The 11,729-nt window shown below is 56.2% G+C and carries 8 protein-coding genes and 7 pseudogenes; 7 read left to right on the forward strand and 8 right to left on the reverse strand.

All coding sequences use genetic code 11. The annotated features are described in order from the left end of the window. Positions 1-36 precede the first annotated feature (36 nt). Positions 37-123, forward strand: coding sequence for a hypothetical protein (locus ATY75_RS35660; protein ID WP_348627423.1), 87 nt, complete (start codon positions 37-39; stop codon positions 121-123). A 16-nt stretch (positions 124-139) separates the two neighbouring features. Here the strand turns inward: ATY75_RS35660 and ATY75_RS30775 are convergent. From ATY75_RS30775 to ATY75_RS30785, 3 genes and pseudogenes are all read right to left on the reverse strand, one after another. Continuing rightward, a pseudogene (locus ATY75_RS30775) lies at positions 140-331 on the reverse strand (phenazine biosynthesis protein PhzF); the annotation flags it as partial. Between the two features lie 84 nt (positions 332-415). After that, on the reverse strand, positions 416-2,314 hold the full coding sequence (locus tag ATY75_RS30780) for an ATP-dependent helicase (RefSeq protein ID WP_088940391.1): 1,899 nt from the start codon (positions 2,312-2,314) through the stop codon (positions 416-418). After that, a complete protein-coding gene (locus ATY75_RS30785; protein ID WP_088940392.1) occupies positions 2,302-4,074 on the reverse strand; it encodes an AAA family ATPase in 1,773 nt (590 codons plus the stop codon). Before ATY75_RS30785 ends, ATY75_RS30780 begins: the two co-directional genes overlap by 13 nt. A gap of 536 nt (positions 4,075-4,610) precedes the next feature. Here ATY75_RS30785 and ATY75_RS35365 point away from each other — a divergent pair. The 3 genes and pseudogenes from ATY75_RS35365 to ATY75_RS30800 all read left to right on the forward strand — a co-directional run. Next, a pseudogene (locus tag ATY75_RS35365) lies at positions 4,611-4,845 on the forward strand (LysR family transcriptional regulator); the annotation flags it as partial. Positions 4,846-4,983: 138 nt separating this feature from the next. Then, positions 4,984-5,265: a type II toxin-antitoxin system RelE/ParE family toxin gene (locus ATY75_RS30795; RefSeq protein WP_088940393.1), complete on the forward strand. Its 282-nt coding sequence runs from the start codon at positions 4,984-4,986 to the stop codon at positions 5,263-5,265. 92 nt (positions 5,266-5,357) lie between these two features. After that, entirely contained in the window at positions 5,358-5,663 is a 306-nt protein-coding gene (locus ATY75_RS30800) for a HigA family addiction module antitoxin (RefSeq protein ID WP_086083794.1), read from the forward strand. 586 nt (positions 5,664-6,249) lie between these two features. On the opposite strand, the pseudogene ATY75_RS30805 reads toward ATY75_RS30800, so the two are convergent. Further along, positions 6,250-7,019, reverse strand: a pseudogene (locus tag ATY75_RS30805) (SOS response-associated peptidase). A gap of 54 nt (positions 7,020-7,073) precedes the next feature. Further along, positions 7,074-8,125 (reverse strand): annotated as a pseudogene (gene ligD / locus ATY75_RS30810) (non-homologous end-joining DNA ligase). A gap of 274 nt (positions 8,126-8,399) precedes the next feature. Between ligD and ATY75_RS30815 the strand changes: the two are divergent. Together ATY75_RS30815 and ATY75_RS30820 are read left to right on the forward strand one after the other, a co-directional pair. Further along, positions 8,400-9,152, forward strand: coding sequence for an ImuA family protein (locus tag ATY75_RS30815; RefSeq protein WP_088940394.1), 753 nt, complete (start codon positions 8,400-8,402; stop codon positions 9,150-9,152). Continuing rightward, a pseudogene (locus ATY75_RS30820) lies at positions 9,073-9,297 on the forward strand (DNA polymerase Y family protein); the annotation flags it as partial. The gene ATY75_RS30815 and the pseudogene ATY75_RS30820, both read left to right, overlap by 80 nt. Here ATY75_RS30820 and ATY75_RS35370 read toward each other — a convergent pair. The 3 genes and pseudogenes from ATY75_RS35370 to ATY75_RS30840 all read right to left on the reverse strand — a co-directional run. Next, a pseudogene (locus ATY75_RS35370) lies at positions 9,289-9,594 on the reverse strand (hypothetical protein); the annotation flags it as partial. The pseudogenes ATY75_RS30820 and ATY75_RS35370 sit on opposite strands and share 9 nt — an antisense overlap. Before the next feature lie 286 nt (positions 9,595-9,880). Next, positions 9,881-10,126 carry a transposase gene (locus ATY75_RS30835; protein ID WP_245317664.1) on the reverse strand — a complete coding sequence of 82 codons (246 nt, stop codon included), beginning with the start codon at positions 10,124-10,126 and terminating at the stop codon, positions 9,881-9,883. Between the two features lie 3 nt (positions 10,127-10,129). Continuing rightward, positions 10,130-10,447 (reverse strand): annotated as a pseudogene (locus ATY75_RS30840) (IS21 family transposase); the annotation flags it as partial. 354 nt (positions 10,448-10,801) lie between these two features. Here ATY75_RS30840 and ATY75_RS30845 point away from each other — a divergent pair. Then, on the forward strand, positions 10,802-11,539 hold the full coding sequence (locus tag ATY75_RS30845) for a hypothetical protein (protein ID WP_088940395.1): 738 nt from the start codon (positions 10,802-10,804) through the stop codon (positions 11,537-11,539). Positions 11,540-11,729 lie beyond the last annotated feature (190 nt).

The following is an 11,729-nucleotide window of genomic DNA, read 5'->3' on the forward strand; positions in this document are numbered from 1 at the left end:
TTTCCCTGGCCGACGGCGAAAGAGGGTGTAGCGCACCTGACGCAGGCGCAGCTTTCGATGCTCGTTGAGGGGATCGATTGGCGACGCCCGGCGTGGACTTCCGCTCCCGGCCGAACGGGATAAAAGCACGCGACATGTCCCCGATCCAGATCGGGCCGCCGACCTTGGTCACCGAAACCCAGCCGGACCGGCCAAGCACTCCCTGACTGGCAACATAGATGTCAGGCGCAATGCCGGCCGCAATCAGCGACTTTGCAATCCCGGCGTTCAGACTGCCGGTCACGGGATCCTCGAAGCCCGCAGCAGTGAAGGCTCGAACCTCGAAATCCGCACCCATTGGAGCAGCGCGTCCGCCCTAAGACAACCAGGGCCGCCGCGCTCGCTGTCGGTAACTGCTCAAACCTCGCCACTGGGATCAGTGCTCGATCTCGTCGAGAAAGCGTGAGCGCTCCTGCGATCTGACGTCGCCCCAGGGCATTTTCCGGCTTTGGGGATAGGTGATGTAGAGCCAACGGCGCGCTCGGGTCACAGCGACGAACATGGCATTGCGCTCTTCATCAATCTGGGCAGCAGATTGCGCTCGGTAATCTGGAAATACTCCTTCGCACATCTGGACAAGGAAGACGATGTCTTTCTCCAATCCTTTCATGGTGTGGACGGTGCTCAACGCCAATCCAGCCGTCTGCTGGTCCCCGGCGAGCTGCCCGAGGGCCATGGCATTTCGAAACGCGACCAAAGACGATCCCATGCCCTTGGACTTGAACAGAGTCCATCGTTCATGAAACTCACGCAGTTCGGACAGGCTACGCTCCAGTTCCGACCTGCCAAACTCGCTCAAACTTCCAGCGGCGACTTGACCGAGCTCAGCTTCGCAGTCAGCGACAAATTTCCGAACGTTTGGTTGTTCTGGGTCCAGGTGGCGGATACGCTCGATGAGCGAAGTTTGGATGGCGGGGAAGACCGTCGATTGGGACGCATTGGAAGCAAGCCATTCGAGTGTCACGGCTTGGTCTGAAGGCGGTTTGCAACCTAGAACGCCCGCAAGTCGGTTAGCATTGACCCAGTCCTTTGGGTTGACCTTCAAACGTATTGCATTGTCCAGAACTCTGCCAAAAAGGCTACTGGCGTCGCTCAATCGTTCTCCTTTTCGGAAGTAGAACGGAATGTTTCGATCGCTGAGTTCTTGCTCCAAGGAGGAAAACACAAAGCGATTCCGCCCAATGACAACGATCTTATCAAGCCCTATCTGTCCCTCGATCTCCGGGTGAACACCGAGAGAGAGCAAATGCTCGATCGTGTGGACCACGCCCGACGCCTCCGAGACCTCGTCGTCGTAGGCTGTGATTGCCATTCCTCCCTGCAGGGCGAACTTTGTAACCTCCTGGGTGTTTGGCTTGAGTTTGTTTGCGACTGCTATCACCGCTCTGGTGCTTCGATAGTTTTCGTTGAGCTTCACGACATAGGCGCCGAATTCTGCGGGGAAACGGGTCGTCATGTACTCGGCGCTCGAACCATTGAAGCCATAGATCATCTGGTTGGGATCGCCAACAAACAGCACGCTCGTCACAGAGGTTCCGCAAAACGCCTTTATGAACTCGTACTGCAGTCGATTCAAATCTTGCGCCTCGTCGACACAGACGTGCCTGAACTTGGTCCTATAAATTGTGGCGACCCAATCATGCATCAGCAGGAGTCGGTGCGCTAAAACCAAGACGTCGTCAAAGTCGATTCCGTCGCTTGCGAGGAGCGCCCGTTGATAATCCTGAAAAATTCGCCAAACGGAAGTCTGCTCGGGAAATCGGGCGCTGGCCTCCTCTTCGGTAAGCATCTCGCGCTTGATGACAGAGAAAGAACTCAAATAGCTTTGGAGGATGCGCTCACGGTTTCGATGCTCGCGCTCATCCGAGACAGCGAGGTAGTCGTCGATGTCGACGCCTGCGTCGCGCAGAGACTGCATGAACAGCTCCATCCGGTCGATGTCGCGTTCAATTATCTGAAAGTTTGCGGGCAATGCAATTGTATGCCCGTATTGTTCCAATATGCGCTGAGCGATAGAGTGAAGGGTGCCGACCCAGAGACGTTCTTCAAAATCGTCTCTAGCGCCTTTTAGGCGCTCCTTGATCTCGGTTGCCGCCGCGTTCGTGAACGTGAAGGCGACGACGCCGTCCTTCTTCGTCGAAGAGAGGATATGACGAACTCTTTCGGTAAGAACCCGCGTCTTTCCTGAACCGGCAGAAGCCAGAACTAACAACGCCCCCCCAATCGGGGCCGATACAATCACTTGCTGGTTTGGTGAGAGCGTCAGTTCAGCCATTGGGCAATCTTTTCAAACGCCTGTCGAACCGCCAGCGGGATGAGCTGTTCGTTCGAAAGGTTTCGGGAATTCTTCTCAAGCAGCGTCGCAAAGCTTGCAGAATACGATGTCTTCGCTCCCCGCATCCTCTTAATCAGGTCGTCGTCGCCCAGTGCTTTGAGCTCCGCCATCTTCGCTTCTCGCCAGCGCTCGTTGTCCGTTCCTCTAGTTTCAGCCTCCGTGAGCGCTGCTACCGCCTCTTCTCGCAGACCAAGTACCGAGACAAGCTCCGCTTCGATGTCGTTCCCCTCCCCAAGATATGAGATTCCATAGTTGCTGTCATTAAGGACAAGGCCGGTCTCCGGGGCGATTTTTCCAAGCTGGGCGTCGACTGAGGTTCTCGTGATCGCTTCGTTGTCGCTGACGACATAGATCGGAATGCCGAAACTTGCTGCCATCTTCACGAACGGCGAGTAGTGTCTTCCGCCGACACCTATCAAAGTGACCCCTTTAGCGAACGAAGGCGCGCCGAAATATTTCTCGAACATCGCCGGAAATATTTGCTCCTCAGTCAGACCTTCGAAGACTATCGCTGCTCTCGCAAAAAGGATCTCACCTCTGTTTCGCATAACCTCGCGCTGGAGGACGCTTAGTTCTTCCGCATCCAAACCTCGAATGAGCTGGCGGCATTCCTTGCGACCGCCGGGGCTGGCAATGCACCTCAAAGAATCGAGGCCGCACATTGCAGCGAGGTAAGGGGAGTGGGTGCTAATGACAACCTGGCCAACGGAATTGGACAGCTGAGCATAGAGTGCTCGTTGGGCATTGGGATGCAAGTGCGCCTCGGGCTCCTCGGCAGCGATCACAGGATGGAATGGGCTGGCTTCATCTCGATGCCGTTGGGCCTGCATGTCGGAAAATGCCTTTACTGCCAGCATTGACGCCCAGCTGCGGGTTCCCATTCCATGGTATTCCATAGAGAATGAGGTCGTCGCCGAACTTCCGAAATTGACAGAGAACCGCCGGGACAGATCACGGATCTTTTTGGGAAATGGTGTGACTTCAGCGCTGCCGGTCCCGCCAAACGAGTCCCTCAAGGAGTCGAGGTGCGATTTTAAGAGTGTGAGCGGTGCGCTTTTATCGACCGCCTCCCTGTTGAGGTCGGCGATCAAAGATTCCAGGCGAGAAACATCCTCCGCACCATATTGGATGCTTGAAAGGATCCGACCCACGAACGATGCCTTCTCATTCAGCTCCTGATGGATGTCGCGCTGTGCGTCTATCGAAATAAAAGGAACGATATCGTATCGCCTGTTATGTCTCGTCCGTGGCGCCGCCCCTTCGGACATCCAGTCGCCGAAGCTCGGCCAGAGGTCATGAAGGTACCTATCCACCACGAAACCGCCTTTGATGGGATCGGGTCGCGCGACTGTTCGAGTGGCCTGAAACTGGTTGCCGTCAGCATCTGCACGGATGGTGTCTTCGAACTCCTGGATCCATTCCGGTTCAAATGTTTTCAGTCTTTTTCCGGTCGGGTCGACGGGCACGGTCCGGACGTCGACGACAATGCGGAGGGACCGCGCGTCAGTCGCGTCAATGTGGAAATCCTCTGTGGTGAGGTATCGGCTATAATCGCCCAACGCGAGATGAAGGGCCTTGATGACCGAGGTCTTCCCGGAATTGTTTGTGCCGATCAAAACAGTGATCGGCGGAAGGTCGACCTCAATGTTCTGCAAACCCCTCAACCCCGCGATGCGCAGAGTGTCAACACGAATCGGCACGTTTCCTCCTTTTGCAAGCAATTACACAGCTTAGGCGGCAACCCACGGAAAAGCGACACCTTTGAAGTTCGAACTATAGCCGCTCGCAAATTGCGCTCAAAGCACGGCGGATTATCTCTTGAGTGCCGAAGCAATTAACTCGGAGTGCTTGCGCTGAAAGCGCGCTGCGCGAAATGATCAGCTGGCTGCACTAAAAGGGCCTCCATATTCACTTTAGATCCTCAGCAGCGATAGCAAACACCGCAACCTTCAAGCCGCTGCCGTGGCAATATAACTGCCTAGACGCGTTCCCTGATCGCAACAAATATGACTGCTTAGTCGGACATCGGCTTCAGCCAGGATCCTTTATGGCTGGCACAGCGAAAGCTTAGAGTCAGTGATGCTGTTGCCATGGTGTTCACGTTCTGGGCTAAAAAGATCGCATAAAGGATCGAAGGGAACTCGCGGGCAGAGCCGGCGATTGACCGGCTTGGTCAGGAGCCAATCCTTTGTCTAAGTTTTGAATTTTCAGCTGGGCAAGCCTGCGACGAAGTGCTGAAAAGTTCGAGGAGCATAATCTGACGAACGATGTCGCTTGGAGCTGCGATCACGTCCTCGCTGGTGTCGCTGGTTTCCGCCCGTCTCGGCAAAGGCTTCGTGCCGGAATGGACGCAAGATCTGCCGAATTGCCAAGATTGGGTTTGGTGTCGCCTGGAACCAGGAGGATCTAACGCGGCCTCGCGTGACGATATCATCGATATCGCACGCTTGTGGTGCGTGCTAGGCAGGTGAGGGGGGACGGCAGCTAAAGTCAACGAACTGCTTACTTGAGCCTTGACATCCGTCAACGGATCGCTTACATTCGAATCGTCTTCAACAGCCAAGGGCATTGTATGGAAAATCGATACATAGAATATAAGGAAGCAATTTATGATTTTGAATTTTAAGAATAAAGATCTCAGAGATTTTTTTCAGACCGGAAAGTCCAGCAAGATTGCCCCCGATCTTCAGAAGCGCATCATGGGCAGGCTTGATGTTCTTGATCAGATTAATAACCACGCGGAACTGAAAAGTGTTCCGGGATTCAAGTTTCACTCACTGAATGGGTTCGATCCCACTCGCTATACAATTCACGTCAATGGCCCGTGGTGTATTACTTTCGAATTTTCCGAAGGCGACGTCGCGCAAGTTGACCTGGAGCAATACCACTAACGAACCAACCAGCGTCACCCAGTAAGGGCTGGCGCTGGAAACTGCCAAGAACATAATGGCAGTTTCCTAGAAAGGACCAAATGGAGACGAGAATGGCTTATGATGTAGTAAGGCCCCTAGAACGGTGCCCGTCTCATCCGGGCGCGTTACTCAATGATATCCTGCCCGATACGGGCAGGACCAAAGTAGAAATTGCGACCCTGCTTGGGATTTCTCGGCAGCAGTTGCATGATATTATGACTGAGAAGAAGCCTGTTTCCCCGAATATCGCTGCACGTCTAGGAAAGCTATTCGGCATGGGCGCCGGCTTATGGCTACGTATGCAGGCCGCCTACGATGCATGGCAGGCCGAACATTCGGTTGACCTTAGCAAGATACCGACCCTTGAATTTACGTGAGCCTTCGCTGGCATCATCAAGGCTATTTGAGAGGCGGGCCCTGCGGCCCGCCTTTTTTATAGGTGATATGTTTGAAAGGCTGCGCCAATCGCTGCCAGAGAGATGAGATATTGCGACATTGGAGGGAGAGCTGCACGGTCGGTTAAGCAGCAGGATAGTGGTCGACGGGCTCGTTTCCGTTCAAGGCGGCGACCTACTAATTGCTTGGTCGGCAGTGCTGCTCCCTTCAAGGCGTCCACCTAACCCCCGCCCAACTCATTTCTTCGGGACAACTTTTCGTTTCGAAAATAGTGGCCGAAAAACAAGCACAGGATTTATATTGCATTGCAACATGCGCATGGCTGCACTGCGATCTGAGCGCTGGCGGCCGGAGCGTCCTGTGGTATTTTCAGATTAACGAAGCGATGCACCTCCTCCCCCAAAGCTTCGTGTTTCAGGCGACCCACTCCTCCTCCCAAAGGGCGCCTGAGAGAACAGCGGCACTCCTCCTCCCAGCCGTTGTTCAATTCTTTCGAAAAGTCTGCCGCACCTCCTCCCGCGGCAGGCTTTTTCGTTTGTCCATACAATCAAGCTCAGAGTTCAGGCGTCAAAGCAGACTGCCCTGTTCCACCGGTTCTCCAGATGTCGAGACGATCGTGGATCCGTACGGCTCGCGTGAGGAAATGATTAGCGCGTCGTTCGGTAGAGGCCGTGCGAGATCCTTGGCCTCATCCCAAGGAGCCAGCATCCAGGTGTCGGTCTCCTCCTTCGTCAGCAACAGGATCGGCATGGCCTTCTCATGGATCGGCTTCACCAGGCTGTTGGGATCCGTGGTCAAAAACCCATAGAGGTCGTCGGTGGTCAGGCCGTCCCACTTTCGGACACTCTGCCATTGCGGCACATGATGCCAGCGAAAAACTTCAGCGACTTTTGCTCGTCGCGGGCGAACCAGGCATTTGGCACCTTACCACTTCCGCTTGGCTGGCTGGATCCGGTTCCGCGAAACTGGTGACCGGGACGAGGCATCTATTTTCGACGCCGAACCATCGCTTCCAATGTGGAAAACTGAGCTTGCGCACGTTGGTCGTACCGCGGTCGGCCTCCATGCGGATCAGTTCTTCGAGATCGAATGGCTTACCCTTGGCCGCAAGTTTCTCGGCTTTCGCTTTGGCGGCCTTCTGAGCGTGAAGCGCGGGGAGGGCAGTCCCCAGCGCGCATGAACCAACTGCTTCTTTCCCTCAAAGGTATTGCGGACGATCGGCCCCATCTGATCGGGGTTCATCTGGTATGCCCGCATTAGGTTGATCAGGCTTTCGGCGCGTCCTGGGCCCATTTCGCGACCCAGTCCCTGTCTTCCATGCGATAAAGATTGCACATAGCTACTCCGCTCGGCTCGACTGGTGGGAAATCTAGCGTATGGCGCTGATTTCGCTAGTCGAGCCGGAAGACGTCGGCATTGTCCTGGCGTTCGCGCAAACCCTTGTAGGATGGATGGCGAAGTTTCCCGTCTGTCGTCCAGGCGCGAAACTCGATCTCGGCAATCAGGGTCGGCTCGACCCAGACAACATCGGCACTTCCGGAATAGGGCAGGGGCGGCTGCTTTCGCTTCCAGCGCAGCTTGTCCAGCATCTTCCGCAACCGGATGGTTTCCGCTTCCTTGAAGCCCGTCCCGACACTTCCAACGTGGACGAGTTCGGCTCCGCGATAGGCAGCAAGCACCAACGAGCCAAAGCCGGCAGGGGATGCCGACGACTTCTCATAGCCGATGATGAGGAAAGCCTCGCTCTGGACGCATTTGATTTTCACCCAATCCCCGGTCCGGCCGGAACGATAGGGCCGATCGAGATGCTTGCCGACGATGCCTTCCAGGCCGAGGCGGCAGACGTGCTCAAGCAGGACGGCTGGTTCGACGTCGAGTGTCTCCGATAGCCGAAGGGCGGCGCCTTTGCCGGTCAACAGGTCATCGAGGAGATGCCGGCGCGACCGGTATCGACGCCGCGCAGATCGTGTCCGTCGAAATAGATGAGATCGAACGCGTGGAAGATCGCGTCGGAAGCTCGGTTACCCGCTTGTTTGCCGGATGCGCCGAGCGATTGCTGCAGCAGCCCGAAATCCGGCCGCCCCCCTGCGTCGAGCACAACGGCCTCGCCATCGATGATCATCGTCGCAGGCCCGAGCGCGCGGGCTGCCTGCTCGATGGCCGGAAATCGATGTGTCCAGTCATGGCCACCGCGGGTGAGGATCCGGATACCCTGCGGCTCGATATGAACGGCGAGGCGATAGCCATCCCATTTCAGCTCCCAGCTCCACTTGTCGCCCTTTGGAGGATGGGTCTTCAATTGCGCCAGCGCGGGCTCGACGCGGTCAGGCATCGCATCGAAAAGCAGCTGCGGCTGGGCCGGATTGCGCTTCTTGCGCGGCCGCGAACGGATCGGAGCCTCCGTGTCACGAAGAAGCGGTTTTGATCTCGGAGGCTTCGTCATGGTGGCAGTTCAGCAGAAAAAGCTTAAAGACACTGTGACGATACGGCATTTGTCCCCGCAATCCACACCGGAGAGGTGCAGGGGCTACAAAAAAACTCAGCCGGCGCTACCGGCCTGATTCTCATGGATATTCTTCGGTTCCTCGTGGGCAGGATAATATTCCCATCCTTCCGGTTGCTTGACTCTTCAGTTTGGCGGGAACAGAAACAGAACATCCGCATTTTGCTCGACATGATGTCGGCCGCCAACACGACCTTGAAGGGAGCCGTGAACGATGACTGCTGCCCGCGAACGGGTGATTTCCGATTTGCGCGAGCGCATCGCCTCGCTGGAAGGCGTGTCAGTCAGAAAGGCTGGCTGTCTTTCCTTCGGCGTGCCGGAAATCGATGTGGTCCTCCCAGGCGGTGGCCTTGCCTATGGCGCCCTGCATGAGTTTGCCGGCGGCGGGCAAGGCACGGTGGATGGAGCCGCGGCAGCGCTTTGCGCAGCTGGCATCGCGGCGCGCACCAAAGGTCCTGTGATCTGGTGTCTGACGCGGCCGGACCTGTTTTTTCCCGCACTCGCTGAGGTCGGGCTGCATGCGGACCGGGTGATCTTCGTCGAGTCCGACAAGGAAGAGGATGTGCTCGCCAATATGGAGGAAGGACTGTCTTTCGGCGGATTGGGTGCTGTCGTCGGTGAACTCGTCCGCCTGCCGATGGTCGGCTCGCGCCGGCTGCAGCTGGCGGCCGAGAGAACAGGGACGATGGCGCTCGCCGTCCGACGCTGGCGCAGGCAGACGGAGGCGAATGATTTCGGGCAGCCGACGGCATCGACCACCCGGTGGCGGGTGAGCGTCATGCCGTCGGAGGAGCTGCCAGTGCCGGGTGTCGGAAGGCCCCAATGGTTGCTGGAACTGATGCGCGTAAAAGCGGGTGAATGTGCTGAATTTCTCGTAAGGGCGTGCGATGACAAGGGTTGTCTCGATCTATCTCCCGGATCTGCCGACGGACCGCATTCGTCGCGCCGATCCGTCCATTCCGCCTGAACAGCCAGTCGCCGTGATTGCCAGGAGCGGCTGGAAGCGCTGGGTGTCGGCCGCCGACGTGGCTGCCAGACAAGCCGGCGTTCATGTCGGCATGCCTGCGGCGAAAGTGCAGGCGTTGTTTCGCGGCCTGATGCTGGTCGATGCGGTATTCGTGCGTGTCGAAATCGATGTCGAGCTCCTCCAGCAGGATGATGGTGAAGCGTCCGAAGATCTCGGTCTCACCTTCCAGCCGGTACGCGGCATATTCGTCGTCGCCGGCAAGAACGCTCCGCTCCAATGCCATGATGGTCCGGATACGACCGGCAGCCGCCTCATGCCCTTCGAGCAGTCGATCATGGAGCTTTCGCGAGACGTCGGTATCGCAGCCGAAGCGGTTTGCCAGGACGACGAGCCGGAAACCGGAAAGCTTGGTGTAGAGCGCAAGGTTCTGGTCAGATGGCATTGTGTGATCTCCTTCATCTTGATGACGGAGACCGGCCACTCTGTTGCAAAGAGGGGTTCAAGGACCGCGGAACGCGGCTTGCAAGCGGGGGGAACCAATTTTTTCGGGAAGCGAAGTGCAACGCAGCGGCGGAAAAATTGGGGAGACCGCGCCGTCCTTGACGCCGGATTTGCTGGAGTAAACTGGGACGTCAGAGAGAGAAGAGACCCACGGTCCCGGAGGGGGCGTGACCGTATCCGGCGTGAGCCGGAGGGTGCCGACCCAGACTGAAAGGATTTGAAGCCCTTCACGGGCGGGTCAGCTTCTTGATAAACTGGTGGTCCTGCTCCATCGTATTGTTGAGGTATTTGACCTGCAGGATCTCGATCAGCCAGAACCATCCATACAACAGCAGCAGCCAGTTGATGTTTTGCAATCCTGCCAGGTTCGCGCCGCTCTTGTCGATGACGACCTTTTCGGGCCAGCCATTGGTCTTAATCGTGCGGGCGAAGAAAGCGCTGGTCGCGGCCTCATCGCGGTGCTCAGACAGCATGATGCCGCGGCCAGCCGTCTGCTGCTCAACCCGCCACTCACGGGCGAAGGCGGCGACACGGCCATAGGCGCCGGTAAAGCCGAGAGCCATCAGATCGGCATGAAGCTGCTTGAGCGTTCGGCGCTGTTTGCGTGACCTCCCGGCTTCGGTCTTCAGCCAGGCCGCCAGTTTGTCGGCAAAAGGATCAAGCTTGCTCGGCCGCTCCGGTACCGTGAACGTCGGCTCGATCGTGCCAGCGCTCAAGTACTTGGCGATCGTGTTGCGTGACAGTCCGGTGCGCGGGCTGATCTCGCGCACCGACAGCTTCTCGCGCAGCGCCATCCGATGGATGATGTTTAAAAGTCCCTTGTGGATCACTCGTTGCCCCCGTCGCTATCCGCGTGGGGGAAGGTTCACATGGCTCAATTCTCAATGGAAATTATGAGACTAACCGGCTCAGTTCTTCGTGGAAACCAACATTTGTCTTCAGATGGTCCCACATGCCGCTGACCGCGGAATTTGCGGCAGACCCTCCTGGTTCCTCCCTACCAACGTGCGGTTAGTTTTATATATAATTAGTAAACCAGCGCTTGTTTTAGCAAATTTGCATAAAGGGGCCTTGACTTGAACTTAGGAGAACCATAAATTGCATATTGTAACGTCACACACCTTAGTTGCAATCAAAGGATTAGGACAATGACAGCAATTACTTGGAACGACGGACGTCTGATCACCTTGAACGGCGGTGACACAGCAAGCTGCAACGGCAATTTGAATCAGGGGCAACTATACGCGCTGGTTTTCTACAACTCGGCCGGCAACAACGCCAGCGCGACTGTGAACGTGATTTGGAGTCAATCACAGCCTCCCGTTAAGGTTACTGTGCCTGGCACTACTGGTAATCAGGGCCTTGCAGCGCTATGCTTTGTTTCAGGCGGCGACACGGCCTCCGTCAGCATTTCACTAACCACTGCCGATCCAGGCGTAAAAATAGATGCTTATATTGCCAGCGTAAAAATGCCGACGAACACATCCGGCATCAACAATGTTGCTGCACCAATCGGCTCAACAGCAACGTTTACGAAATTTACGCGTTTCTACGGTGTGCCAGCAAGCCATTGGTATGATGTTACCTTGAAGAGCAACATCAACCAGTTCATTTCAGTACAACTTACTGAAACCAAGGCCAACGTTGTCATTCTCAATACGAAAGCCGACCCCTCCAACACAATTGCCTACACCGGCACGACACAAAATCAGGTCACCGTCACCTCCATACCGTCCAACACCTATGAATACCCAATTCAGGGCAACGGAACACAATGGGTTTGGGTCAACGCCGACAGTGCACAAAATTCGCAAACGGCAACTCTTGCAATACAGTCATTGCAAGCAACCTATAACTTGTTTGCCAAGCAAAAAGTCGACGCCTGATTGGTAGGGCGACAGGAGTGGGCCTTATGGCCTACTCCAACTACAGCGAAAAATGGGTCTGACGGGCGTTGGTGCGCGGATCGTTAATTGCATTGGCGTACGTGGTCGGCAATCGCAATAACCGGTCTTTGCAACGTTGCCTTTCAAACACAACGCCTCCCGACGCCATCGCATCAGCAAGATGAAGTTT

This window comes from Rhizobium sp. N122 (genome assembly GCF_002211295.1).
In the GTDB taxonomy this organism is placed as follows: domain Bacteria; phylum Pseudomonadota; class Alphaproteobacteria; order Rhizobiales; family Rhizobiaceae; genus Rhizobium.

Coding starts and splice junctions, on each gene's coding strand:
- ATY75_RS30780 (WP_088940391.1), bottom strand. CDS start 2,314: ATGGCTGAACTGACGCTCTCACCAAACCAGCAAGTGATTGTATCGGCC.
- ATY75_RS30795 (WP_088940393.1), top strand. CDS start 4,984: ATGATTTTGAATTTTAAGAATAAAGATCTCAGAGATTTTTTTCAGACC.
- ATY75_RS30800 (WP_086083794.1), top strand. CDS start 5,358: ATGGCTTATGATGTAGTAAGGCCCCTAGAACGGTGCCCGTCTCATCCG.
- ATY75_RS30815 (WP_088940394.1), top strand. CDS start 8,400: ATGACTGCTGCCCGCGAACGGGTGATTTCCGATTTGCGCGAGCGCATC.
- ATY75_RS30835 (WP_245317664.1), bottom strand. CDS start 10,126: ATGCTGTCTGAGCACCGCGATGAGGCCGCGACCAGCGCTTTCTTCGCC.
- ATY75_RS30845 (WP_088940395.1), top strand. CDS start 10,802: ATGACAGCAATTACTTGGAACGACGGACGTCTGATCACCTTGAACGGC.